Below are 26,457 nucleotides of genomic sequence, written 5' to 3' on the forward strand. Positions count from 1 at the left end.
ATGAGTAAAAAATCGGAAATTTTTGTTTCGAGTCTCGCCAAGATGTTTCCACTTCTAGCGGGAGCCTTTGAGGAACACTTAAAAGACAATGATCGAATTCTGCCTCATATTCTTATGGCTGATTATTGCCGTGTTGTTCTGAATGCTGATAAAAATGACACTTGGATTGTAAGCTTTTTAGAGGAGTTGGAGAAATCCTTTTCGTTGAGTTCGGATGATCCGGTGAGTAATTTGATCGCTGTGTCGTTTGTTGAGAATTTGCCTTACACGAATGAAGGGCATTGGATCGTAGATCGTCTGGGACATAAGTTGCGTAAACAGTATGCACGTTTTTTTTCTTATTAATAAACTGGCAGGATGCTGAAGGTACTTGGGCGTTATTATTTTTTAAGGCTAAATGAGTTGGTGAAGTTCCGACACGCAGGCTGGACTCCGAAGGATGCGGACGGCAACAAGCAGCAGCAGCCGGATCAGACCTCACAGCCGCGAACAACTGCGGAAGGCACGTATCAGCTCGACGATACGCGGCAGGAAGTGCGTGCCACCGTCGGACCGGGTGAATCATTATTCGTGACAAGGACAAGCAGGCTGAACTGGTGACGTTGCCCCCAAGTTTTATCCAGTTTTGAGTTCGCTCCAGCGGTTTTGGGTTGCTGTATTCGGGGCGGTAGCGGCGGGTTGCGGTGCGGAGCCGTTCCGGCTGCGCAGCACCGCATCACGTCGCGGGTTGATTGTCTGAGCGAACTCGGCAGGCGTCATCCAGCCACCGCAAATCACGTAAGTTAAAACGCGCAATCGTATCCACGGGCACTATGACGTTCGACACTTCGGTTGTGTAAAAAAATATGGCGAAAACGTGATTTTGCCATACGTCACGAAGCTGTCTTCTATTGCTCAAACGATTTAGCGGTAGCTTGGCGTTTAATTCTTCCGTATGGTTAACATCAGTCGTTGTCCTGATAGCTGCTGCTTCACTTCGGTCGTGAATACAGTGGAGAGGGAGCATTGTGCGGTATATATCTGGCAACGTATCACGGCATGGTTTTAATACATTGTTTTAAAATTCTTTAAACAACTTCGGCAGGATATATTTGTAAACAAGCAATCCGTTTCTCGCCTCACCTCCAAAGGGCATTCTTGTATGCGATAACACGCATAAATTTAGCCAATCACCTAAAATGCTATCGCGGAATACCGCTGATATTGATAGTGTATAATGAGAACTTTGGGGGAATCATGCAGACTGCTATCGATCTCTATTCCGGCTGCGGCGGAATGTCGGCCGGTGCTGCCATCGCGATCCCCGATCTCGACGTGAAGTGGGCGCTGGATATCGACACTAACGCTGCCACGACGTTCAAGAAAGCTCACCCGCAAACCCTAGTTGATTGCTGCGACGTCTCGCTGGTATCGGCTACTGACGTGATTGAGCGGGCGGGAATAGAGAAAATCGACTGGTTCTTCGCAGGCCCGACTTGTCAGGCCGTCAGTACGATGGGCGTGTTTCACCTTGATGATCCGCGAAACGCGCTATTCGTACATTTCATCCGCTTACTCGACGGTTTCACCGCAGCTGGACGGCGTCCGCACCGTGTTATCATGGAAAACGTTCCTGGCGTCGTCTATGGTAAGAACCTTGTCATCGTGAAAGAGCTATTTAAGCTCTTCGAGGATCGCGGTTACCACGTCTTCGCTGACGTCGTGAACATGGCTGATTATGGTCTTCCGCAACTCCGCAACAGGTTTATCCTCATAGCGTCGCTGAACCCGACCCCGTCTACATTTCCAAAGCCGACTCATAGTGTTGATGGCAGTCGTGGCCTACCTTCATATGTTACGGTTTTGGAAGCCATTGGCGATTTCGTGCACCCGCCTTCCAGGGACGGGAAAGCCTTCACCAACCTGCCGCCTTCGCCGACTGCGTTTCAACGCTTTGTCGCGAATTCTAATGGTGAGGTTGCCAACCACTGGTGCAACATTCTCACCGACCTCAACCGAAAGCGGATCTCGAAGGTACCGCAGGGTGGTTCGTGGAAAGACATCCCGCCGGAGCTGCTGCCCGATCGTTTCCGCCGCGTGCGCCTAACCGATTATGCGACGCTCTATGGACGGCTGCACGATGCATCACCCGCTTATACGATCTCAGCAGGGTTCGGGAACGTGACCTCTGGGTGCTTCACTCACCCAACCGAGGACAGGCCGTTGTCAGTGCGAGAAGGTGCGCGACTTCAGGGGTTCCCCGATAGCTTTGAGTTTACTGGACCCCGCGGACAACAGTATAGACAGGTGGGTAACGCTGTCCCGCCATTCTTTATGATGCAGCTCGTCCGCCATCTTCTGGCCGGGGCTGTGGAGGGTGTCCCCGCCAGGATTACCTCTGAGGTGATCGCCAGCGACCGCAAGCTTCCCCCTATGGTGAAGCGCTACATGAACAAAAAGAACGATTCCGAACGGTCGGGCAACGGATACGGCAGTGGCACCTACTGGCCTGCAGGATGGGGCGAGCCGATCCCCGTAGACGCGGTGGCCGCGAATGGATACCGCTTGAGCAACACGAAACTTCGGTATCGTCGACGGGACGAGTGGCGTGTCTCTCGCGATAAGTTCACCGACCAGGATCTGGTCGCTGTGTATGAGGAGCAACAGCACCGTGGCATCGGCCCTGAAAGCATGATCGCCCTGCCTCTGACGCGGGAAGACGAGGTCGATGCTATCGACCGGGCCATCGTCCAACTTCTTGCTATCGTCGGTTCGAAGCCTTGGCAGTTCGAACTCGACATCCCGGTACGCTATCTCCGTGCGCGCTTGAAGCTTCTGCACGACCAGCTTTCCGAAAGACGAGTCTCAAATCTTCCACCTCTAGCAATGACTGAGGATGGTACGACGGTTCTCCTCGGTAGCCGCATGGGAACGCTTCTTCTCGCACGGCTGACCTTCGAGGACACGGACATGTCGGTCAGCGAGTCACTCAAGACACCGCATCTTGTGCTCCACCCCGAGCCGCCGCGCCGGAACGGCAGGAGCCAATCCGAGGATTTTTGCTACCGATAGGGGGGCGGCACTGCCTTTCGGTTGGGGATGTGAGGGGGAGGCGAAGAAAGATTGGGAAATTTCGAGGCGGAATGCATCCAAAGATATTTTCTGGCTCCGGGCAGCACCGGTCCGATCGGCAGTGTCTACGTCGCCGATGACGATCTCCTCGACATCTTCTCCACCGACAATCTTGCGGTCGCCCGGCAGGCGATGCTCAAATCCCTGCCGCACGCCTCGGTTCTCAGGGCATGGTTCTCCGGAGAGTTCCAGCCGAGGGCAGGCAGAAAGCCGGAGTATGTCCGCATCCTGATGTTCCTTTGCTGGATGCAGACGACCACGACCAGGATCGGTGGAGAACGTGACTTCCGTGAGCTTCTGGAAAAGCAGCTCAACGACCGCTTCCAGGACATGAACGGCCTCAACCCGATGTGGGAGCACCTGCGTGACTTCCTCGCACAGGAGCATGGCATCGATCTCGTCCTGCCGGGCATCCATCCGCACAGGCAGATCGGCCGCACGTTGCGCATCGCGTTTCCGACATGGCGCGACCGCGACACCATGCGCAAGGTCAAGAACGCCATTTCCGACGACTATTTGCTCGATCCCCTAACGGTCTCCAACCGCATACACACCTCGCGGCACCTGTTCAGCGATGCCATGCAGTCATTAGACTACAATTTCCGGAAGTTCGATCTCGCAATGAAGCGGGGCGGACGCGAATACATGGAGACTCCATTCTGGCAGGCCTGGTATTCGATCGTGGCGGAACAGGCCGCAATGGAGGAGATCGTGGTTGCAGAGGGAGATTTCGGAGAGCACGAACTTTTCCGCGTCTCGCCGCTTGGCGAACGGATAGCGATCATGAGCCCCGAAGACGCCCTCGCTCTTGTCCCCAAAGCTCTCGGGAAGCTCATTCGAAACGGGATCGTATTCCTCGAGAACGTTGGCTTCGGAAAATACCGGGCTATAACGTCGCCGTCTAACACCCTCCTGATGAAACGTTCGAAGCTGGCCGAATGTTGTTCCGAGGCAATCCGCTCGGTGGCTGGACTGAATGCAGGTTGGGTCGTGGCCAATTTTCGGAATCGCATCGAGGGAGGAGTCCTGACGGAACGCACCCCGAGGGAGTTCGGCTGGCGCGACGGCATCAGGGTTGGCGGAGCTTACCTTGGGCGCACGCCGCTGGCCCCGTCCATCACTGGTCCCATGCCGGCAGCAATCAAGGTCGAAAAGAGCAGCAAGGCGGTTGAAATGGTGCCGAACGGCGAGGGACTGTCATTTCCCGACGGAGTTCATTCGGGTACCTTCACCGCCCGCAGCCTGCGGGAAACCCGCGAGATACTTCTTATCCCTCGCGCAAACGAGGTCAGCGACATCCGCCGTCTGGCTTTCGATTTCTCAAAGGAGATATCGGAGGACGAGTTCCACCACGACACTGTGCCATCCCTTGCCTCCAGCATCGAGGAATGGAACGGTATGCGCACTCCTCCATGCGATGCCCTGGTGACGATCGGGGAAGCCCTGTACGAGCGGACTGCCCGGGGACTTTCATTCTCCGAGGCGATCGAGATCGTCTTGAGAGGCATGCCCGAGGACGACCGCCCCTCCGAATGGGATCTGCTTCGATCCTTCTCCGATGCCGGTTGGCTGGAGATGACGCTGCTCCGCCATTTCCCTGTGCGCCGGATATTGCAAAACCCGCTGACGGCCGAATGTGTCGGCGATGATCTTGTCAGGATCAGCGGTCCGACTCCGATCGCGGTGGTGGAACGCCTCCATGCTGCGGCAGGGGCCGTTGGAGCAAAGATCGAAACATGGAACGGACTGTCGAAGTGGGCGCTGCCCCGTCATGCCGTCAGGTGTCCGAACGAGCGTATCCGCGAGGATTTCCTCGGAAGAATGGCTCTCACGGAAAAGCCCGCATCCAGACGGGCGCAGGCCGATATCGCCGACACGACCGGAGTCCACGCATACCAAGTGATAGGCAAGTTCGATGAGGAGCGCGGCCTCTTCGTGGTCCGCTACGACGAAAAGGTTGCCGACGGCCTCTATAGGCTCGAGCGGAAAGAATCCCGTAACCCCTTCCTGTACCGCTCGGTGGTCGCAGGAAAACCTGCGCAGAACTACGTATCGCCCTCGGTGGCGATCCTCTCGCATTACCTGCGCGGCAAAGGCCCGCTGTTTCTCCATTACGGAGGCACGATGCAGCCGCACCGCCCGCGTGTTCTCCTGCCTTCAAGCTGGGCGCGATGGGCGTCCGACAGAGTGCTCTGCAACGCCGCTCCCGGGTTGTCCGCGGGATCGTGGCGATACCAGTACGCCGTCGGTGCCTCAACCCTTGCCGCCATATCCCGGCTCCTCCCGGTGAAGGAGCATGCAGCCAGAACAACCACGGAATGGATTGGCAGGTTCATCGCATCGGCCTCCAGCCGGGGACGGGCGATCCATGACAGCACATCACAGGCGACGCGGATTGCCCGCGGCACGCCGGGAAAGAGATAGCGGATGTCAGTATCAGGCAAGACGGTTTACAGAGTAAAGCAGGTTGTCGCACACGATGTCGCGATCATCGCCGAGGTCAAGGATGTAGACGGCGGCGAGGTCAAGGAGACCCGCGACAGCAGGATCGCCCTCGGCGGCATAGACTCGTTCTGGCTGGTCGGCGGAGAGAAGAAGGAGAAGAAGCTCGCTCTTCACAAGAAGGACACGCCTGTCCCCGCCCTAGCGGTGACCATTTCGCCGTTGGCGACGAGAATTCGTGGAAGAAGCCCAATCTTCGATCTCCCAAAGATCGCCAACGACATCGCCGTTCCCGGGAAGTTCGATGCCGTTTCGTTTGCCTCGGCCACAAGGCTCAATGTCGGCTACAGCCCTCAGGGGGGTGACCCCGATGAACGGCTTTCCGCGCTCATGGAGGGAACGCTACACATTCCCCTCGAGGCTGCTGTCTCATCGATCGAGGTCAGGCCTGGCCGATGGCTGACATCGGGCTTCGATGTCCTGCCAGCGGGACGCTACGGACTGCAACGTCAGTCCTTGCGCTCGGTCGCCACGGTCTCGCTCGAAAACCGGCCCGACATGATCAGGTTGGCACATGGCTTAGTCGTGTTCGTCTCCCAGCCTAAATGGTCGGAACCGAGGAACGTCGATCTTCGATCTGAGGAAGAGATATTGCAGTCCGCGGAGCGTTGGCTATCCCGCTCGACCGCTGTCGTCAGCCTTCCGGCCGACGTACGGTCCATGGCTCCCGCGGAGTTGCTACGCCTGCTTGCCGACAGGGCCGTCAACGAGGACGAGAAGGCTGATCTTGCGGCCGTTGCGGGACTTCTGTCGACGCGCAGCGAGCTTGCCGACATCCTGCCCGACATACTGAGACGGGATCCAGCATTCAAGGAAATGCTCGCCAGCTTTGAGGAATCCGAGATGGCGTGGATTCGAACCCAACTGGACGCGCAGATCCGCAGCGAGACGGAGGCGAGCAGTGCACGGCTGGCTGCGCTCCGAGGCGAGATCGCAGCCGCGGAAGCCATGCTCGAAACGTTCTCCCACCGGGAGGCACTCCTCAGGAGCGAGACCGAGAAGCACGAGGAGACGCTGCGCAGCAGGATCGCCAGCGCAGCGGAAGTAATTAGAAGCGAATCATCACGCGAAACCGCAGCCATCCGCGACGAAGTCGCCCTTTTGTGGGACGAGATCGCACAGATCACCACCGCTCCAGTCGCTCCGGTGGTGGCCGTGTCGGAACAGTCCGAGATCCCGCTCCCGGCTTCTTCGCTGCCGCCCATGGCTTCGGACGAGCAGAGGCAGAAGACCCTCCGTGAGATGGCTGTCGCGGTGGGTCTTTCGGCTTCGGAGATCGCTACCGTCATTGCGACGAGCACTGACAGTGTTCCGGTTCTCATCGGTGCCGACGCCATGGCCGCCGCGGTTGCCATCGTCACGGCGCTAGCCGGAGAGGAAGCCGCCATCGTCTTCTGCGATCCCACAAAGGTTTCGCTAGAGGATATCCTGAACGATGAACATTCCGGCCTCCTTGCCGCAATCAACAAGGCGAAGGAGCGGCCTGAGGCGCTCGCCGCCGCAGCATTTTGCAGCATTACCAACGCTCCTTGCGAATACTGGCTGCCGCAGATCGTTGAAATGAGAAAGGTAGGCCGACTTCCCCGCAACCTTGCGATCATCGCGAGCGCGGGCACGGATGGCATGCGCATCTCCATCCCCGATTCCGCACTCCGACATCTCTTCCCGTTGGCTACCTCGAAGTTGGCGCGACCCGGTGCCGTGAAGTTCGAAGGCCTCTGGCCATCGGCGAAGGCGGATCAGGAGCGGAGCCGCGAGGCTGTTGATCTCCTCATCGACCGTGGACTGGAAGGTACGGTCCTGCAGAGCATGTCGAAGGCACTCGCGTGTACGCCGTCCTGGTTGAAGGTCTCCGATCTCGCTGACGTCTTCCTGCGGCAGGCAAAATGGCTCGCGGCGAGTTCCGCGGGCGACGAGCACGAACACGATAAATACTTCAAAAACCTAGAGAGCTGAACATGTTTGATCCGATAGGCGGTTTCAACCGGATGATCGACCAATTCCTCGCTTATCTGGACACGGCGTATCGGATCGATGATCCGCGCGTGTCGGCGATGAGACGGAAGCTTCTGACCACGCCCGGACAGCTCGCGCTCGACCCGATCTTCGAGACAGTTCCACGCTACGAACCCATCGGATACGGACTCGAGGGGTTAATCGATGACTCCGAAGGTCGGCTCCCCCATTTTTCACGGATAGAGCGGCAGGCCTTCGTGGAACTTGCACTTTCCGGCCTCTTCGACCGGGACAGGTCAAGCCGGGCGATCAAGGGAGCCTACGCACCCTACCTCCATCAGGTCGAGATGCTGGAAAAGGGTTCACGCGACGGAACGCCCGGCATCGTCACCTCGGGCACGGGTTCCGGCAAGACGGAATCCTTCATGCTGCCAATCCTCGCTCAGCTTGCACGAGAAGCCACGTCTTGGCCCGCACCCCTGCAGGGTCTTGATGACGACTGGCTCAAAGAAGGTGCCAGATTCCAATACCACCGCAGGAATGAGCACCCCGACAGGCCCAAGGCGGTCCGCGCGCTCGTCCTCTATCCGCTCAACGCACTCGTTGAGGATCAGATGGTGCGCTTGCGCAAGGCGCTCGATTCCGACGATGCACAGGATGTCATGGCGCGCCACTTCAACGGAAACCGTATCTTCTTCGGCCGATACACGGGCAAATCCCCGGCCAAGGGGTTTCTGCGCCATCCGCGCAAGAGCAAGGACAAGGCATGGAAGAAGCGAAAGGAGCGCGCACGCAAGGAGCTGAAGACCGAGCTGCAGCGCTACCAGTCCATCCAGCAGAGGCTCGCTGCCGAGGGTGATCCCGATCTGCGTTATATCTTCCCCACGACCGGCGGCGCCGAACTGATCTCGCGCTGGGACATGCAGGCAACCCCGCCGGACATCCTTGTCACCAACCAGTCGATCCTGAATGCGATGCTGGTGCGTGAGGTTGATGACCCGATTCTGTCGCAGACCCGTGCATGGCTTATGGAGAATGAGGACGCGCGCTTCTTCCTCGTGCTTGACGAGTTGCACCTTATCCGCGGATCCGCGGGTGCTGAAATGGCCGGATTGCTCAAGGTGCTTCTCGAGCGGCTCGGCCTGACCGACCCAGCCCACGCCCACAAACTGCGCATTCTTGCCTCGTCAGCGTCGCTGCCGATGGACGAGGAGAACGCTCCTGCCAGCATCGACTACCTGAAGAACATGTTCGGCGACGCTGGAATGGCCCGGGCGCACGACATCGATGAGGCCTGGAGAAAGAGCGTCGTCACAGGCCGCCCGATCGAAGTCCAGCGTCCCAAGGCAATGCCCTCGCGCGAAACCCTCGCCAATCTCGCACGCGCGTTGGAAGAGCTGGATCATCGCAGAAACCCCCGCGAACTCTTCGACTGCTTCCTCGCAGCGGCCGCGAGCATCCCCGGCGTTGCCGGAAAGACCCCGGCCACTATGCTGGAGGAAGCCACGGCGACTGCGGCTGCGATGCTCGACTTCGCGCTTCAGAACCCCGAAAGGCCTGGAGCCAAGCTCCCTCGCACTATCTCAGACATCGGCAATGCCCTGTTCCACGCCGACGACAGGCTGGCCGTCCGCGGTCTGCTAGCGCTTCGCGCCATCCCTGACCTTCCTGCAACCGTACTGCCAGCCGAACTCGCTCTGAAGCGTGCAACCGTCGCGGCGCTGCCCGGCTTCAGGATGCACTGCTTCGTCCGCAATATCGAAGGCCTGTTCGCGTCCATCCGCTGGGACGATGACGGTGCCGTAGTCTGGGGCGCACCCAGCATCGAGCGTGGCCAGAATTATGATGGGGAAAGCGACCAGGAAGGCCGCAAGCGGCTTTTCGAGATGCTCTACTGCGAGGCGTGTGGCGATCTCTATCTGGGCGGGAAACGCGGGGAGACGGATCCCGGCTCGTCAAGCAGGGTCTCGCTTCTCCCGGCTCCGCAGGAACTCGAAAAGCTTCCCGAAAGCGCGTCCTCCATACGATTCGAGGATGCCAGCTTCCGCGAATTCGCCCTCTTCTGGCCAAGCCAAGTGCAGCCCGAAGTCGAGATTCGCACTGGCAGGACACCGTATCGCTGGACACTGGGATATCTCAATCCGCGAACGGGTGTCGTGAGCGACAAGGAAGAGAAGGGTGACGTGCCCGGCCATCTGCTTCGCTGGTCAGGCACTGACGGGTTCCAAAGCCGCACGGTCGAAGAAGGCGGCACTGCGGTGCCGTTCTGCTGCGCCAAATGCGGAACCGACTATTCCGGGCGTTTTCGCCAGGCGAACTCCAAGAGACGGGAAGGTCGCCTGTCGCCCATCCGAAGCTTCAGAACTGGTTTCGGCAAGACCTCCCAGCTTCTCGCTACCGAACTGGTCGCCTCTCTGAAGGCGCAGGACGGCGACGGCAAGCTCGTCGCATTCTCCGACAGCCGCGAGGATGCGGCAAACCTGGCTCTGGAGGTCGAGGTTCAGCACCAGCGCGACCTGCGCCGCGAAATCCTCATCTCTGCGGCGACCCGCATTGCGCGCGACCACACCTACGGTGCCGAAGACGAGGCCGAGTACCAGCGTCTCAAGGACGAGATCTTTGCGCTGATGTCCGAAGACAAGGATGCCGACCATCTCCAGCCACGCCTCAAGGCCCTCAGGAAGAGCAAGGAGGCAGCCGGCCATCCTCCGAGCATCCCGTTGAAAGAACTCTTCGAGTTCGAGCGCGACAAGGTCGGCAACCTGACGCGTCCGATCCTGACGGAACTCATGAAGCTTGGCTCCACCCCAGTCGAGGGCGCAGACACGGAGCTCAACCGCATAAACAAGCGCCACGCCTGGTACGAGTTTTTCGAAAGGGATGGAAACGATCAGATATCGTGGAAGCACGATGTTCCCGAGGAGCAGCTCAAGCTGATCCGGAAGGCGCGCGAAAAGGTCCAGGACGATCAGCCGCTGGACGCGACAGACCTCCTGTTCAGCAAGACATACTTTGCGCTCGAGGAGACCGGGCTTGGATGGCCGAGCTTCTATGGCTCCGAGGAATACACGCCCGAGAAATCGCGCGACGATGCGATGCTGCGCATTTTCGCAGACGCATACCGGATAACGCCCAACCAGTTCCAGGACGTGACTCGCAATGCCTGGAGGAACGCGTTCGACATGCTCGGAAGGGGCGACAACAAGTTCCGCCGCCTGATGGAGAAGATCCTCCAGCATCCGGAGCAGGAGTGCAAAGATTTCCTCGACAAGCTCCGCACCACGCTCGGACAGAACCGAGGCGATGGATCGATCGACATCAGTAAGCTGTTCTTCCGCGCTGCCGATCCGGCCGGAGCCGCCTGGCGGTGCAAGCGCTGCGGCCGCGTTCATCTCCACTCCGGGTTCGGACGCTGCACGAGATGCGGAGAAACCCTCACCCGTCCCGAGGATCTGACGGCCTCGAAGATATCTGGAGAGAACTTCCTCGGCCGCAGGGTGATGCGCGCGATCTCGAGCGACGAGCCGCACTTCAGGCTCAAATGCGAGGAGCTTACAGGCCAGACAAGCGATCCGGCCGAGCGGCTGCAGCAGTTCAAGGGCGTGTTTGTCAAGGAGGACAACGAGAATGACGAGGACTTCCGCTGGCGGAGGCTCTTCGACACGGCTGATCTGCTTTCCGTCACGACGACCATGGAAGTGGGCGTCGACATCGGATCCCTGCAGGCTGTCTATCAGGCCAACATGCCCCCGCAGCGGTTCAACTACCAGCAGCGCGTGGGTCGTGCCGGCCGCCGGGGGCAGGCCTTCTCGACGGTTTTGACCGTCTGTCGCAGCAAGAGCCATGACATTCACTACTTCCATAACCCGATCGAGATCACAGGATCGGCTCCGCCGCCGCCGTTCATCACGACGGGACTGACGGACATTCCGTCCCGCCTGCTCCGCAAGTTCTGGCTGGTCGAAGCCTTCCGCATCCTGCGCGAGGAATCCGGCGGGACATGGGCTGGCGACGATGTGGTTCCCGGCGACATCCACGGCGAGTTTCTCTACTGCAGGGAATACTTCAGAGATGACATGAACTGGCGGGATCGGTTGGCTGACGCACTGGAGCGGACCAATCATCGGGGTATCCGTCTCGCGACGATCCTAGCCGCGGTGTCCGGCTGCGATCTGAAGACGATCATCGAGAAGGTCTCGGCAGACGCCGTTCTTGCCCAGATTGACGGTCTCAAGGAGGAATTCAGGCAGCAGGAGGTGGGCATCGCTGCGGCGCTTGCCGAACGCGGGCTGCTGCCGCTATACGGCATGCCAACGCGGTCGCGGAACCTCTACGTGGAGCTGAAGAAAGCGAACGGGAAGGGGAACTTCGAGGCCGAGTGGGACACCATCGACCGCGACCAGGACATGGCGATCTTCGATTTCGCGCCCGGAAGCGTGCGCACACGGGAGAAGCTTCGCCACCGCTGCATCGGGTTCACAGGCGTGCTGCTCGATCCTGATCAGCATGCAACGAGCTTCGATGTCCCGGTGGAACCGATCTCCGACTGGAGGAAAGACAACTTCCACCTCCGCTTCTGCAGCCAGTGCGGCGCGTGGAGCAGAGGCACCGAACGTACCGTTGCCTGCCATGCCTGCGGCGCGCCTTTGACCGACTCCGGGATCCGGTGCATCACACCCGCGGCCTACCGTACGGAACTCATCCCCACGGACGAGAACCTTGCCGCCAAGGTCGGCCAGCGCATGACGCTCGCGAGCCTCGGCAAGCCCGACAAACAGAAGACCGACGCAAATCTCAGCGTCAACTTCGCGGAGCAGTCCGAGATATTCCTCGTCAATCCGGGTTTCAGGGATGATTCGGACTTCATGGGCTTCGAGGTGCAGGAGGTAGTCGACAACAACGCCCAGCGCATCTGGTGGTGGGCGGACAAGCCGCTTCTAAGGCTTTCGGGACAGGCCATCGCCACGGATGCTCTCGCCGACGACCAGAACGGTCGCTACAGGGCCGTCGAAGAAGCGCCCGTCAGCGCCTGGCTCGCCTCCACCAAGGTCACCAACTCGCTGCAGATCGGCCCCGTGGAGCTCAATCCGAACCTCCGGCTGCTCGACATGGACATCGGCCTCTCCTTGGGCCGCCGCGACCGGTCCCGCACAAGTGTTCGCGCCGCGGCGATATCGGCGACCGAGATCCTCGTCCAGCGGGCCGCCCTAGACCTCGACATCGCACCGGAGGAGTTCGACGCGCTCCCGCCGAACATCATGGTCTCTCCAAGCGGGGAGCGCCTGCCATATCTCCAGATATCGGACGCGCTGCCGAACGGCTCCGGCTTCTGCCGACACCTACTGGGCGACAGCACCATTCCGGTCTCTACCCTGATCGGCAGTATCCTCGATGAGGACACCGCATGGCCGAGAATCGACGTGGCCAACGCCGATCATATGAAGCGGTGCGGAACTTCCTGCTACAGGTGCTTGCAGAGGTACAACAACAGGAACTTCCACGGCCTGCTCGACTGGCGATTGGGACTGGCGTATCTTAGAGCGATCGCCGATCCGACCTATGACGCTGGGTTCGACGGAAATTTCAGATACTTCGAGATCGCCGACTGGACAGTGAGCTCAATCGACCTTGCGCAGCAGACTAAGACTTTTATTCCTGGAAATACGGTCGATCACGTCAAGGGAAGGAAAGATATTCCCATCTTTTCGCTCGATGATGGGAACACTAAATGGGGCGTCGTCGTACACCCGCTCTGGGATGCGCGACAGCTATTCGATCGTCTGGAACTCGATAGAAACTACGTCCCCGTCGACAGCTTCGAATTGTCCAGACGTCCGCTTCACGTTCTGGAAAGAGCGCGCGCTGCTGCAAAGTGAGCGTTTCGGTATTCTACATTCCTCTATGGTCGAAGCGATCTTTTCCACGATCGCTTCGACCGTCTCATGCTCCCAGGATCGAAGGATTGTCCAGCCGATCTCGATGAGGTGGTCGCAGACCCTCCTGTCACGCGCGCGATTGCGTTCGATTTTCTCCAACCAAATCCGGTATTCTTTTTGACCGATGGTGGATGGATGTTGCATCCATGCCAGAAGCAGCCATCGAGAAAGATCGCGATGTTCAAGCTGGGAAAGGCGATGTCGCAAGTAATGCGCTTCATTCTGGGAACGGGATAATGCACCCGATAGCGGAACCCTTTTCCATAGAGTTGCGATCTGATTGATGCCTCGAATTGATTATCGCGCCTTCGTGTGCGTTGCATGCGTCGGCGAACAGATGGCATTGCTTTGAAGTCCATGGGTTTTCCATATGCCATCTTGATGGCGTGACGATGGCTAGGCCGAGCGAGTTTGATGGCACATGAGTCGGCCGAGTTGGCAAAAAGCGCTCATGCGTGGCGCTGCGCATCTGGATAGGTGTCTGCAACTATTGATAATGAAGGTCGTTGGCGTTGAAATGATCAGATCAGGAGCCATGTCAGTTTCATCTGGGACCGTTCAGACGCCGCCCTCCTTCAAGGTCGAATACTCCGCGACCAGATTGGTGAGGCCTTGCCGCAATAGACCCGTATCGGGTCGAGGATGGAGAAAGCGAATCTGCTCGAACGGCGAGACTCTGTCGAAATCCCTGCTTCGGACGATTCGAAACCCTTTCAAAAAGTGCTGCTGATAAGGAGTTTCAGTTTCTTAGCCAGTTTGCTGCAATATATCTGATAGAATTTGATGCCGTATGCGACTCTTATTTTGAAATGCAGCTGTAGATCGATGCTTAAGTCAGGAGGACATTGGCTCGATGGAACGACAAGTAGGCCTCCTGTCGCTCCGTGAAAACCCCGCAGTTTCGTGTACAAGCATCACGTAAGCCAAGTCGATCGAGATCGAGTGACGCGAGCCGACGAGATATAATTACGCGCCCGCTTGCTTCGAAACTTATGAAACCGCGGTCAAACAAGCGGTCTACGTGCGGAGTGAGCAAGAGCCCATTAGCTCCATCTAAACGCTCAGTCGCAGTGGTACACACACGCCAGGGCTTGATATGGCTAGCTACGAGCAATCTTGGATTGTCGATACCAGTTAGGCGGCAATTCGTTTCCATCTCCGATACGCGCGTCCGGAAAAGGCCTTGCCCGTAACGGGCAAGCACGAGTTGTTGCTTCGTCGTCGTATCGAGATCAGTTTGTCCGATCAGCGAATCCTCGATCAGATCATCAAGCCGCGCGAAAACCGCATTGCTGTCATCTATACTCTCCTCGATCAAGAAGGCAGTGGAATCGACAAGCAGTTCAACAATACGCTTATTTATTTGAGCGAGATATGCTTTCTGATTTCCCTTCCCACTAACGGGATGAATTGGCGAATATTTTACCGGTAGAAGAGGCCCCAGGTCCGCAATGCGGTCCTTCGGTCGCACGGGGCTTGACAGCGACTTCCAGGCGACGGGCAGTAGCCAACCATCACTGTTCCAGTTTTTGCCTGTGGTTTCAAAGCCAACAGGCTTCAAGGCTGGACTGGCGAAATCCTGGATGATTCCAATATGACCGATTACAGCACCGGAAAAAGACAATACTATATCGGCAGGTTCGGCAATCCTCATATTTTCGTAGAATTGACTACGTGCCCCATTTGCCTCGCGCTTGGGGGACCACAAGTAACCACCACCAACTTCCTGTCGCATCGTCTGTTTGTGATTCACCCACCAGTAGCGCATTCGAGTCTCTGCCAATCCCAATTTACTCATTCGATCAGAGTATGTCACCAAAGTCGGGTACTCAGAGCAATATAAGATAAGTTTCCGCTTCACTTCTTCGGCGGAAATCATCATTTTTGGTTCCCGCAGCTGCCGTTCCGTTATCGGCCCCATAGCTGTCGCAGATACGGCAAGACATGATACGCATACGTGTTTTCATTGCGCTGCAGTTCAGCTGCGATGTTTAAAAACTCTCGTTGTGCAAAAACACATGGCAAAAGTGGGGTTTTGCCATGTGTGGCGCTGATCGCAGAATGTCGGCTTTGCGCCCAATGTCGGACGTTCGAGCTGTCGAAAAGTTTGCTGAAAGCGGTCGTTTCTCTTTTAATATTACTAGCGACCGCGAAGGGGTGTAAAGCGGATAGTTTGCTCTTTAGCAGCCTATTCGAGAAGCGGACGTCGCTTCGCGGTCGCCGTAGTTTAAGGGCATTGCTGCAATCGGTTGCGGGTCCGCCGCAAATCACATTCCGGCTGACAGCTTTGTACCCCATAGTTGCCGGACTGTAGCGGGCGAAAAGCTCATCGATTAAGCGGATCAGATTAATACCACATGCAGACCTTCTGTTTTGATTGGCAATTCATCCGAAGTGAGTTGGAATGCGAAGCAGAAGTGCTCATCCGTGAACGGAAACAGAAATTGGAACGAACGGGTTCTTTGGCCCCGTTAACATCGCGGGTTGTCAAGGTGATTGCCATGTCCTTTACGGCTAAAAAGGATTTGGATGTTCAAATACCCTTCGAAAACTTAGTCGTCGCGTCGCTGAGAATGAGAGATCTTCGAATATCGGAAAAATCACACAGAATCTTAGGGGTAGTTTGTTAAATAAGTATGTAGATATATTTTAGTAATACTTAAGATAAAATTTTAGTTAAAGATATTAATCCGGATTATAGGATTTCAAAGGAACGAATAGATAAATAATTATTTAAATATACAACAAATAATAAGAATATAAACTATGACAGTTAACGTACTAATGCCCGTCTATAACAATAGCTACCAAAGGCTATAGCTCTTGGATGGAGAAAAACCGCCGACTGTCATCCAGTTGACGGCTTCCTTTTTCAAAAACTCAACGAGGTTTTTTAAGTCGATTATTTGTAAGCGGAAACCACGATTTCAATCAGCGTATCGCCACCCAGATCAGCAACGCCAACGGCTGCACGGGTTGGCAGCAGCGAAGGGTCAATCCATTCCTTCCAGACCTTATCCATTTCAGGCTTCTTGTTGAGGTCTGTTACGAAGATGGTGGCTGCCAGAAGCTTGGTCTTGTCCGTGCCTGCCTGTGCCAGATAGCTGTCGAGCTTGGCGAGGATTTCGCGGGTTTGATCAGCCATATCCAGACTTTCGTCATCACAGGTGGTTCCACCGACATAGACAATGCCGTTGTGTTCGACGACGCGATGCATGATCGGCGTCTGAATGAAACGCTCAGCCATAGTTTAATCCTTTCAGATGGTTGGGGAGTTATCCGGTTGCTCGCCGGTAACGGCGAAGACAGCATCGGGGGTTTGGGGTAGTGCTGCGATTTCGCTGAGCGGCACCGGTTTCACCGGCGCGCGTAGACGATAAAAACCGACTGTTTGAGGCGCACGTTTTTGCGCCTCGGCCAGAATTTCCGTGACGGTGGAACTGCACATGCGGCCCTGACAAGGGCCCATGCCGCAGCGAAACATGGTTTTCAGCTGGTTAGGGCCGGCGATATTGCAGGCTGCCGCGTCGCGGATAGCGCCTGCGGTCACTTCTTCGCAACGGCAGACAATCGTTTCCCGATCCGTTGGTGCGCGAAATGCCTGTGCAGGCAGATAAAGCGCGTCGATAAAGGTGCGCCCGCGTTCGACGCGTCGCGCCTGCGCCTGCAGCTTTACGATTTTTGACGCCAACGATGTTGCCAGTGCCGGAAAGATATCCTGACAGGACGCGAGCGCAGCGATACGCCCGCTCTGCTCGGCAACCAATGCACCGCCAATGCCGCTGCCGTCACCAACAATGTAGATGGCCGGTATGGACGAACGCCCGTTGCCGTCAAGTTGCGGTTGAAAACATTTCTGACCGTCGTTCCAAACCAGAGCGCAGCCGGATGCATTGGCGAGATTGTTGTTGGGGATCACACCCTGATGCAGGAAGACGCTATCGACAGCAAGCCTGTGTGTCTTGCCTTTTGCCGAAAAGCAGATCGCTTCTGCTTCGTTTTTTCCTTCAATGGCGATGTCTGTCACACCGGAATAGACCGGCACCGACTTACGCACCTTCAAAAGCAGGGAGAGCCCCTTAAAAGCATATGGCGAGAAAAGGAATGAAGGCAGGTTCGGTGCAGCTTTCACGTAATTTGCGCCGGGCGTCGTATCGAGCAATGCTGCGACCTCGCCACCAGCCTGCAACAGTTGTGCGGCGAACATGTAGAGCAGCGGGCCTGTTCCCGCCAGAACCACACGTCCGTTGGGCAGGAGGCCGGAAGCCTTCAACGCAATCTGTGCTGCGCCGACGGTCATAATACCCGGCAATGTCCAGCCCCTGACAGGCATCGGACGCTCCATGGCGCCGGTCGCGAAGATCACGCGGCGCGCTGAAACAATCCCGCTCTTGCCGCTTACCGATACGCGCAGATCGACGCCGTTGTTGTCGCCATCATGTGGCTCCACACTCCAGACGAGGGCCTGCGGCACATAGGTGGCATTGCTGGCGATGAATGCTCTCAGTACTTCTTTGCCCCGCCAGTAGTCGGTGCCGAGAAACGGCCTGCGGACAGTCGTATTGTGTTCAATGCCACGGTAAATCTGGCCGCCTGCGGCTGGGTTTTCGTCGAACAGAACCACGTTAGCGCCAGTGGCGCTTGCTTCTGCGGCTGCTGACATACCTGCTGGTCCCGCGCCGATAATGGCAAGGTCGTAAAACGCGTCGAGCGCATGAATATCGGAAACTCTTTTGAGCATCGTTGTCATGGTTGCATCCGACGCGCGCCGGACTGGGAAGAAATGACCATTCCATTGGCCACAGGCGTCATGCACGCCTGGCGGTTCTGCACACCATCAATGGTGACCAGACATTCAAAACAGATGCCCATCAGGCAATAGGGGGCTCGCGGCTGATCACCGACAACGCTGTTTCTGAGCCGGTTGATGCCCTCTCCAAGCAGCGCTGCGGCGACAGTTACATTGGCAGGCACTGTCAAGGTGCGCGCATCGAATGTAATCGTCACGGTTTCCTCTGGTGTCTCAGTTTTAAGGAACATTTTAGGAGACATGAAACCTCCGGCCGGGGAATGCGTCACCAGCAAGTTGTTTGGCATCGGCTGCTATTTCCTGCGCCACGATCAAGGCGTGGTTGGCTGCAAGCGTGACGCCGGAATGGCACATGACGGCGTAAGCCCCCGGGTGGCTTTCGGATTGTTCGTAAATCGGCAGGCCGTCCGGTGTCTTGACCCGAAATCCGGCCCAACTGCGAATGACATTGACATCGGCCAGATGCGGGAATGTCCGCACTGCCCTGTTGGCCAGAACCGCGCTGATATCCTGATTGGTGGCGATACGGTCCGTGTGGGTTTCCTGACTATCGCCGATCATCACGCCTCCTTCATCCGCTTGCCGCAGCGTGGCCGCTGTATAGGGGAAGAAGGGCGCACATTTCTCCGTTACAAGAATTTGGCCTTTGCTGCGCACGACCGGCGCTTCAAGACCGACATTCTTGGCAAGCTCTGCATTGCCGTTGCCCGCTGCCAGAATGACGCGCTCGGCAAAGACCTCGCCCCATGCACCGCTTAACAGAAAGCCGCCGTTTTGCGGGGTGATGGACGAGACTTCACAATGCGGTTCATAGGAAGCGCCGAGTTTGATCATGCCCGTATGCAAAGCGCGAAACAGGCGCAATGAATTTACATCGCCGTCCATCGGCGAATAGATCGAGCCGATCACATCCCGCCCGATGGAGGGCACCATTCTGGCCGTTTCCTGATGGTCGAGCACGACATGTTCGGGGGCGTCATTGCCGAGTTCCCGCGCCACCGTCGCGACGTCTTCCGCAAACATTGCAAGCTCACGCTCGTCGAGGCAAAAGGTAAAAGCGCCGGTCTGTTTGAGCGCTACATCAAGACCGGTGACATCCCACAACTCGTCTGCGAAAGCGGGCCACAGGCGCGCGGATTGCATTGTCCAACGGGCATAGTGTGGTGCGCCTACGCCTTTGCCCTGTACCCAGATGAGCGCGAAATTGGCACGGGATGCGCGCAGGGACAGGTCTTCTCCATCAAGAAGCATTGGACGCAGACCGGATCGGGCAAGACCCCAGGCGATGGCAGAGCCCACCAGTCCCGCTCCGATAATGACTATGTTCTGATCCGGCAATCTGCGCATTCGTAAATTCATTCTGTTGTCACAGTGTCGTCAGGGGTGGGCCTGACGGCAGTCAGGCCCGTTTGCGTCGGCTCAATTTTGTGGGCTGACGTCCACCTTGAACCACTTCTCGGAAAGCTTTTTCACCGTGCCGTCGGCAATCGCTGCCTGAATGGCTGTATCGAAACGACCCTTCAGGGCGGTATCTTCCTTCCGCAGGCCGACGCCGATCATGCCGAAGACCTTGCCGGAAAACAGCGGCCCGGCCAGCTTCGCGCCCTTCATGTCGTCCTTTTCGAGAGCAGCAGCCAGAACTGTAGCATTGGCGACAACCGCATCCACACGACCGCTGGTCAGGTCGAAATTGTGTTCCTCCGCGGTTTTATACTCGCGTACATCCGCACCATCCTTGAAATACTGTTCCATGAAGGCTGAGGCAGTTGTGGAACCCTGAACGCCGACGGTCTTGCCGTTGATTTTCTTGGCAATTTCTTCGAGCACCGGCTTGGCCGCATCGGAATCGACATTTAGCGGCTTGCCGCCTTCCGGCAGATCGGCGAGGTCGCTGTCATCCATGACTGCAAAGGAATTGATGGCTGCCGCATAAGGCGACGAAAACGCGATCACCTCCTCACGCTTCGGCGTGATGCTCATGCCCGCCATGATGGCGTCATACTTGCCGGCGGTCAGCGACGGAATGATGCCGTCCCAGTTCTGCGCGGTGATTTCGCATTTCGCTTTCAGGCGTTCGCAAAGGTCTTTGGCGAGATCGATCTCGAAGCCTTCCAGCACACCGTTCGGGCCGGAAAAATTCCACGGCGCATAAGCACCTTCGGTAGCGATGCGCACGACATCTTCGGCATGCGCGGTCGGGGCAACGGCGAGAACGCCGAGGACAGAAAGGACGATTTTCAGTTTCATATGTTCACCTCTGTTAGAAAGCCGATTGATCGGTTCATGCGTTTTGTTTGGAAATGAATTGCCGGAACCGTTCGCTTTTGGGGTTGCCAAAAACCTCGTCGGGCGTGCCTTCTTCTTCAATCACGCCCTGACGCAGAAACACGACACGGCTGGAAACATCGCGGGCGAAGCCCATCTCGTGGGTCACGACCAGCATGGTGCGCCCCTCTGCCGCCAGATCGCGCATGACCTTCAGCACCTCGGCCACCAGCTCGGGATCGAGCGCGGAGGTTGGTTCATCGAACAGCATGATCTTCGGACGCATCGCTAACGCGCGGGCAATTGCGGCGCGTTGCTGCTGGCCGCCGGAAAGATGCGCGGGATAGAAATTGCGCTTATCGGCTATGCCGACCCGCTCCAGCAGTGCTTCGGCTTCGGCAATGCACTCCGATCGGTTTCGCTTCTGCACATACACAGGCGCCTCGATCAGATTTTCAAGGATGGTCAGGTGCGACCACAGATTGAACGACTGGAACACCATGGTCGCCTGACCGCGCAGCCGCTGAACCTGTTGTGCATCAGCAGGACGAGGCGCACGTCCCGGCTGTTGGTCGAGCTTATACGCCTCTCCATGAATAGCCACGCTGCCCGCATCCGGCACTTCCAGCATATTAATGCAGCGCAGCAGTGTGGATTTGCCGGATCCTGATGCTCCCAGAATGGAGATGACTTCACCCTGATGTGCCTGCAAGGAAACTGAATGCAGAACCTTGTGCGCGCCGTAGCATTTTTCGAGGTTCTTGATCTCGACCGCAGGCGTTTCGAAACGTTGCATTATGAGTTTCCTCCGGCGGCCTGCACGATGACAGGCTGACGCTGGGCCGCCGAAAGGCGGTATTCCAGCAGTTTGAAGATTCTGGTGACGACAAAGTTCAGGAGGAGATAGATCGCGCCTGCACAGATGAAGACTTCGACAGGGCGATAGGTGGCAGAAATCAGCTTGGCTGCCAGCCCTGTCACTTCCATCATTGTGATGGTTGATGCCAGCGCCGTGGACTTCACCATCAAGATGACTTCGTTCGAATAGGCGGGCAGCATCTGCCGCAGAGCCTGCGGGGCCAGAATACGACGGACGAGTGTAAAGCCGCTCATGCCATAAGTGCGCGCCGCTTCGATCTGTCCGGTCGCGACCGACAGAACGCCGCCACGTATGATTTCGGCGCTATAGGCAGCTGTATTGAGTGCCAGAGCCAGCACCGCGCACCAATAGGGTTCGCGTAGAAACGGCCAGAGAAAGCTCCGGCGCAGTTCGGGAAACTGGCTGAGACCGTAATAGATGATGTAGAGCTGGACCAGCAGCGGGGTGCCGCGCAGCACGAAGATATAACCTCGCGCAATGAGGTCCAGTACCAGATTGCCCGACAGACGCATCGTGGCCAGTATGGTGGCCAGCACGGCACCGCTGATAACTGATAGTGCCATCAGTTGAAGCGTCAGCGGGATACCGCGACAAAGCTGAACGAAACTGTCGAACATGAATGGAAGGTCGAGAAAGCTCATACCGCCCTCCGGATGCCGCGCATCGCGCGTCTTTCGGCGTTCTTGAACAGCAAGCCCGATGCGAATGTGATGACGAGATAAAGCAGCCCGGCGGTCAGGAAGAAGGTGAATGGCTTGCGGGTTGATCCAGCGCCGATTTGCGCCTGACGCATCAGTTCAACCAGTCCAACGACCGAGATCAGCGCGGATTCTTTCAAGACGAGCTGCCACACATTGCCGATGCCCGGAATGGCGAAGCGCGCCGCCTGCGGAACCATGATGCGGCGAAACAGCAGACGCGGCGGCATGCCATAGGCTTTGGCAGCCTCGATTTCGCCTTTGGGGAGTGCAAGCACCGCGCCGCGATAAACTTCGGCCTGATAAGCACCCGATACCACACCGATGGCCAGTACACCGGTGATGAAGATTGGCGCACTGACAAAACCTTGCCCGCCGAACAACGCGCCAATCTGGCTCAACACGGCGCTGCTGCCGAAATAGAACAGATAAATGACCAGAAGATCGGGGATGCCGCGAAGCACTGTCGAATAGCCGTCAGCCGCAATTCTGAGAATGCGCTGCGATGAGAATGAAGCGGCAGCGGCAATCATGCCGAATATTGCGCCTGCCGCGAAACCGCAAAAGGCTACCGCGAGTGTCATGCCGGTGGCCCGGAGCATATCATAGCCCCAGCCGTCTTCGGCAAAACCCATCAAATCGAGATATGCGCTGACCGCACCCAACTGCATTGTCCCCATTTTATGTCCGGTGCTTTCGTCGCGCCGATACGTTTATGGGAGTGGTTTGACAGCGGGGCTCAATACAGTCAAATTCGAAATGAAGCCCAGAGCATAACCCAATATTATGGTGAAACATGAACCTGCGTCAGGTAGAAGCATTCCGAACCGTTATGCTAACCGGTAAAATGACAGCCGCAGCAGAATTAATGTCGATCACCCAACCTGCCGTGAGCCGCCTAATCCGCGACTTCGAGATCGACACTAAACTCAAACTCTTCAACCGGCGCGGAAATCAGTTGATCCCCACACAGGCTGCTATGACGTTGCTGCAGGAAGTGGAGCGAGCCTATGTAGGGCTAAATCGCATCAGAAGTTTCGCCGACGAGATTAGTCGTCAGAATGCTGGAATGTTGCGCATCGCAGCCATGCCGGCGCTTGCAAATGGGATAATGCCGCGCTTCCTTGCCCGCTTTCTCAAGGGAAGGCCCAATATCCATGCCTCTCTCAATGGCATTCCCTCTGCAATGGTGGTCGAAGCCGTCGCATCAGGTCAGGTCGATTTAGGCTTTGCCGATGGTCCGCTTGACAGACCCGGTTTCAATATTGAAACCCGGGCGATACCGGCGGTTGTCGCTGTCCCGCTGGGGCATCGTCTTGCAGACTATCCGGAGGTTTCACCGGATGATCTCGCCGATGAACGTATGATCACTCTGGAGCCGGGGTCGCTGTTTGCCATGCGTGTGGAAGTTGCGCTTGCGCGCATTCCACGGTCAGCCACCATTGAGACACGCCTGTCGCACACAGCGCTGACGCTTGTGGCCGAAGGTGTCGGCATAACGATCATCGACCCGTCGTCGGCAACGGATTTTCGCGGACGTGGTGTGGCGATCCGGCCTTTCACAAGCTTTGTCGACGCAGGATTTCTGGTCATCCGCCGTAGTAACGGTCCTGATAACAGTCTGGCTCAACGGTTCATAGACGAGTTCTGGGCCTATCATGAAACGCTGCTTGCGCAGCCGTGAAGATAGGGGCTTGGGGGGCTCAATCCTGGTAGATGCGCTCCTCAAGGGGCGTTGATCCAATGATAGATTTCAGTCCGGCTAGCATGGCCTTTTCGGCCTTGTTGAGGTTGGCTTCAGGATTGTGGATCAGGAAAACATCGATGGCTGGCGGGTTGTCGTAAGGCGGCAGACGCCAGAGAAGGCCGTCATCGATCTCGCGTCGCGCGACATGCAATGGAAGTGGACCGATGCCAAGCCCGGTGATGATCATCCTGCGCACTTCTTCGAGGCTCGACGAGGTGCCGACCACATCTGGTGAAAGTCGCGCCTCACTGCGCAACAGGGCTACGGGTCGCAGCGCGTCTGCAATATGATCTGTCTGGAACGAAACCGATGGTTCTCCCTTCAGATCGGCAAGGGTCAGTCCGGACTGGCCGAACATCCGGTGCCGGGGCCCGCAGAAAAACCCGAAGAACTCACGATAGACCATGGTGTAGTCGAGCGCGGGGTCGCGATTACTCACCAGACCAAGGCCGAAAGAAGCGCGCTTCTCGCGCACAAGCCGCGCGACTTCTGTACTGGCGGATACGTTGATCGTCAGTGTCGCATTGGGATGCTGTTCATGAAACAGCGCGAGCGCCTGATCGAAGATCGGCGATATGATGTGGCTGGCGACAGAGATGGTGACATGGCCAGTCACATTGTCACCGACACCGCGCACCAGTTGCGGCAGCTGTGAAATGGCGCCGAAGACCTCAATGCTCTGTTCGTAAAGCAGTTTGCCAACGTCCGTCAGCTCAAAATGGGTTGCGTCACGCTCCACCAGCCGCTGGCCGATGCGGTCTTCCAATCGGCGCAACGCATTGCTTACGCTTGGTTGTTTGAGGTTGAGACGCTCTGCCGCGCGCGTGATGCTTTTCACCTCCGCAATTACCACAAAACTGCGCAGAAGGTTCCAGTCTAGATCCCAGACAAGGCGTTCAGGGCGATGCAGCGACATGAGGTCATCCATTCATGAAATCTATGCAATCTATTCCCATTATCTATTTGCGAAATGCATCCATAAAAGCAATCATGAATATTGGAAGGCATCAAAAAGCCTCAAGAAAAACAAACAAAGGGAAGTCGGGAACAGCATGTTTAACAAATTCACGGGTTTCATTGCCGCGGCCGCGATTGCCGCCACCGCAGTTTTTGCGGTTGCGCCTGCGCAGGCGGATGATCTTGAAAAGATCAAGGCAGCGGGCGAGTTGAAGATCGCCATGAGCGGCCAGTACCCGCCGTTCAATTTCGTCAATGAGAAGAACGAAGTCGTGGGTTTCGACGCTTCCATCGGGGTGGCGATTGCCGAGCGCATGCAGCTCAAGCCACAGCTTATCACCACCGCATGGGATGGTATTGTCGCCGGCCTTCGGGCAGGCAAGTTCGATACGGTGGTTGGCTCCATGACGATTACGCCGGAACGCGAGAAGGCCGTGGATTTCGTGGGACCTTACTATCATGCGGGCCGCGCGGTTTTCGTAAAGGAAGACTCAGCAGTTCAAAAGCTCGATGATCTCAAGGGCAAGACACTGGGCGTAACGCTTGGTGAAACCCATGAAAAATGGGCGCGCGAACAGGGGGGCTGGACCATTCGCACCTATAAGGGTCTGCCGGAGCTGATGCTCGAACTGAATGCCGGTCGTGTCGACGCCATCGTCGTCGACAACATCCCGGTCATGGTGGCGATCAAGGAAACCGGCCAGAAGGTCCGCAGGCTCGATACGCCTGATATCGAAGGCGGCAGCGTTGCGATCGGTATCGCCATCCGCAAGAACAATCCAGAGCTGAAGGCTGCAATGCAGAAGGCTCTCGACGAGATCATGGCCGACGGCACCTATGAGAAGATTTCGATGCAATGGGTCGGCAGCGATATTCGCTGATACGTCATCCCGGCCCGGCATATGTCCGGGCCGGTTGAGAACCGATTGACCGGAGTTTTCCGATGGATTTTGCGTTGATGCAGCGCGTCCTCCCGTTTTTTCTGGAGGCGGCATGGGTGACTGTCCAAATTTCTGCTCTGGCCCTGGTGTTGGGTCTGGCCGTCGCGGCAGTCCTCGTTAACGGGCGTCTGTCCCGCTCGGTCATCCTGCGATGGCTTGCGGCAGCCTATGTGAGCGTCTTTCGCGGCACACCTTGCCTTGTGCAGCTCTTCATTCTCTATTTCGGCGGGCCACAGATTGGCATTAATCTGGAACCGTTTGCCGCCGGTGTCATCGGTCTGGGGCTGAATATCGGCGCATACATGTCGGAATCGATCCGCGGCGCAATTCAGAGCGTTGATCGCGGCCAGATGGAAGCTGCCCGTTCCATCGGCTTTGGGCGAGGGCAGACGATGCGGTTCGTCGTGCTGCCGCAGGCAGCCCGGCTGATGATCCGCCCTCTCGGTGTCAATACGATTGCGCTCCTGAAGGGCTCTGCGCTGGTTTCCACCATTTCAGTGGTTGAACTGACCTATACGGCGCAGCGTTTCATCGGTTCAACCTACAAACCGTTCGAGATTTTCGGCGTTGCAGCCGTTCTCTACATGATCATCATCTATATCGTGGCGCGCGGGGTCGATCTTCTCGACAAGCGCTTCGCGGCGCAGTGAGGGA

Annotated in this window: 20 protein-coding genes and 1 pseudogene; 9 read left to right on the forward strand and 12 right to left on the reverse strand. The window is 57.2% G+C overall.

Translation table 11 applies throughout. The features are described 5' to 3' along the window. Both CEV33_RS23320 and CEV33_RS23325 read left to right on the forward strand, forming a co-directional pair. Positions 1–345: a DUF7674 family protein gene (locus CEV33_RS23320; RefSeq protein ID WP_094542723.1), complete on the forward strand. Its 345-nt coding sequence runs from the start codon at positions 1–3 to the stop codon at positions 343–345. A 60-nt stretch (positions 346–405) separates the two neighbouring features. After that, complete coding sequence (locus CEV33_RS23325; protein ID WP_141211625.1) at positions 406–600, forward strand: hypothetical protein; 195 nt, start codon at positions 406–408, stop codon at positions 598–600. Positions 601–615: 15 nt separating this feature from the next. On the opposite strand, the pseudogene CEV33_RS23330 reads toward CEV33_RS23325, so the two are convergent. Then, positions 616–765 (reverse strand): annotated as a pseudogene (locus tag CEV33_RS23330) (IS3 family transposase); the annotation flags it as partial. Positions 766–1,236: 471 nt separating this feature from the next. On the opposite strand from CEV33_RS23330, the gene CEV33_RS23335 reads away from it, so the two are divergent. Genes CEV33_RS23335 through CEV33_RS23350 form a run of 4 tightly spaced genes read left to right on the forward strand, consistent with a single transcriptional unit; the run spans position 1,237 to position 13,445 of the window. Further along, positions 1,237–3,051 (forward strand): DNA cytosine methyltransferase, encoded by a 1,815-nt coding sequence (locus CEV33_RS23335; RefSeq protein ID WP_235818519.1) that lies wholly within the window; start codon positions 1,237–1,239, stop codon positions 3,049–3,051. Positions 3,052–3,102: 51 nt separating this feature from the next. Next, positions 3,103–5,535: a hypothetical protein gene (locus CEV33_RS23340; RefSeq protein ID WP_094542725.1), complete on the forward strand. Its 2,433-nt coding sequence runs from the start codon at positions 3,103–3,105 to the stop codon at positions 5,533–5,535. A 3-nt stretch (positions 5,536–5,538) separates the two neighbouring features. Then, complete coding sequence (locus tag CEV33_RS23345; RefSeq protein WP_094542726.1) at positions 5,539–7,569, forward strand: hypothetical protein; 2,031 nt, start codon at positions 5,539–5,541, stop codon at positions 7,567–7,569. 2 nt (positions 7,570–7,571) lie between these two features. Further along, complete coding sequence (locus tag CEV33_RS23350) at positions 7,572–13,445, forward strand: DEAD/DEAH box helicase (protein ID WP_094542727.1); 5,874 nt, start codon at positions 7,572–7,574, stop codon at positions 13,443–13,445. 23 nt (positions 13,446–13,468) lie between these two features. On the opposite strand, the gene CEV33_RS23355 is transcribed toward CEV33_RS23350, so the two are convergent. The 10 genes from CEV33_RS23355 to CEV33_RS23405 all read right to left on the reverse strand — a co-directional run bounded on the left by CEV33_RS23355 (position 13,469) and on the right by CEV33_RS23405 (position 22,793). Beyond that, positions 13,469–13,882 (reverse strand): PDDEXK family nuclease, encoded by a 414-nt coding sequence (locus tag CEV33_RS23355; protein WP_328588611.1) that lies wholly within the window; start codon positions 13,880–13,882, stop codon positions 13,469–13,471. Between the two features lie 452 nt (positions 13,883–14,334). After that, positions 14,335–15,387: an HNH endonuclease gene (locus tag CEV33_RS23360; RefSeq protein WP_208620261.1), complete on the reverse strand. Its 1,053-nt coding sequence runs from the start codon at positions 15,385–15,387 to the stop codon at positions 14,335–14,337. A 1,020-nt stretch (positions 15,388–16,407) separates the two neighbouring features. Continuing rightward, positions 16,408–16,752: a RidA family protein gene (locus tag CEV33_RS23370; RefSeq protein WP_094542729.1), complete on the reverse strand. Its 345-nt coding sequence runs from the start codon at positions 16,750–16,752 to the stop codon at positions 16,408–16,410. 12 nt (positions 16,753–16,764) lie between these two features. Further along, complete coding sequence (locus CEV33_RS23375; protein ID WP_094542730.1) at positions 16,765–18,255, reverse strand: FAD/NAD(P)-dependent oxidoreductase; 1,491 nt, start codon at positions 18,253–18,255, stop codon at positions 16,765–16,767. Further along, a complete protein-coding gene (locus tag CEV33_RS23380) occupies positions 18,252–18,545 on the reverse strand; it encodes a (2Fe-2S)-binding protein (protein ID WP_094542731.1) in 294 nt (97 codons plus the stop codon). The genes CEV33_RS23375 and CEV33_RS23380 overlap by 4 nt, the downstream gene beginning before the upstream one ends. A 1-nt stretch (position 18,546) precedes the next feature. After that, complete coding sequence (locus CEV33_RS23385; RefSeq protein WP_094542732.1) at positions 18,547–19,662, reverse strand: NAD(P)/FAD-dependent oxidoreductase; 1,116 nt, start codon at positions 19,660–19,662, stop codon at positions 18,547–18,549. Positions 19,663–19,734: 72 nt separating this feature from the next. Further along, positions 19,735–20,562, reverse strand: coding sequence for a lysine/arginine/ornithine ABC transporter substrate-binding protein (locus CEV33_RS23390; protein WP_094542733.1), 828 nt, complete (start codon positions 20,560–20,562; stop codon positions 19,735–19,737). 34 nt (positions 20,563–20,596) lie between these two features. Beyond that, positions 20,597–21,376, reverse strand: a complete 780-nt coding sequence (locus tag CEV33_RS23395; protein ID WP_094542734.1) for an ABC transporter ATP-binding protein — start codon at positions 21,374–21,376, stop codon at positions 20,597–20,599. Continuing rightward, entirely contained in the window at positions 21,376–22,101 is a 726-nt protein-coding gene (locus tag CEV33_RS23400; RefSeq protein ID WP_094542735.1) for an ABC transporter permease, read from the reverse strand. Before CEV33_RS23400 ends, CEV33_RS23395 begins: the two co-directional genes overlap by 1 nt. Continuing rightward, positions 22,098–22,793 carry an ABC transporter permease gene (locus tag CEV33_RS23405; RefSeq protein ID WP_094542773.1) on the reverse strand — a complete coding sequence of 232 codons (696 nt, stop codon included), beginning with the start codon at positions 22,791–22,793 and terminating at the stop codon, positions 22,098–22,100. Before CEV33_RS23405 ends, CEV33_RS23400 begins: the two co-directional genes overlap by 4 nt. Before the next feature lie 161 nt (positions 22,794–22,954). On the opposite strand from CEV33_RS23405, the gene CEV33_RS23410 reads away from it, so the two are divergent. After that, positions 22,955–23,842 (forward strand): LysR substrate-binding domain-containing protein, encoded by an 888-nt coding sequence (locus CEV33_RS23410; RefSeq protein WP_094542736.1) that lies wholly within the window; start codon positions 22,955–22,957, stop codon positions 23,840–23,842. A gap of 19 nt (positions 23,843–23,861) precedes the next feature. On the opposite strand, the gene CEV33_RS23415 is transcribed toward CEV33_RS23410, so the two are convergent. After that, a complete protein-coding gene (locus tag CEV33_RS23415; RefSeq protein ID WP_094542775.1) occupies positions 23,862–24,821 on the reverse strand; it encodes a LysR family transcriptional regulator in 960 nt (319 codons plus the stop codon). Between the two features lie 136 nt (positions 24,822–24,957). Here CEV33_RS23415 and CEV33_RS23420 point away from each other — a divergent pair, with 136 nt between their 5' ends. Further along, positions 24,958–25,743, forward strand: coding sequence for an ABC transporter substrate-binding protein (locus tag CEV33_RS23420; RefSeq protein ID WP_094542774.1), 786 nt, complete (start codon positions 24,958–24,960; stop codon positions 25,741–25,743). A gap of 62 nt (positions 25,744–25,805) precedes the next feature. Beyond that, positions 25,806–26,453, forward strand: a complete 648-nt coding sequence (locus tag CEV33_RS23425) for an amino acid ABC transporter permease (protein WP_094542737.1) — start codon at positions 25,806–25,808, stop codon at positions 26,451–26,453. The last annotated feature ends 4 nt before the right edge of the window (positions 26,454–26,457 follow it).

This window comes from Brucella grignonensis (assembly GCF_002252505.1).
Taxonomy (GTDB): Bacteria; Pseudomonadota; Alphaproteobacteria; order Rhizobiales; family Rhizobiaceae; genus Brucella; species Brucella grignonensis.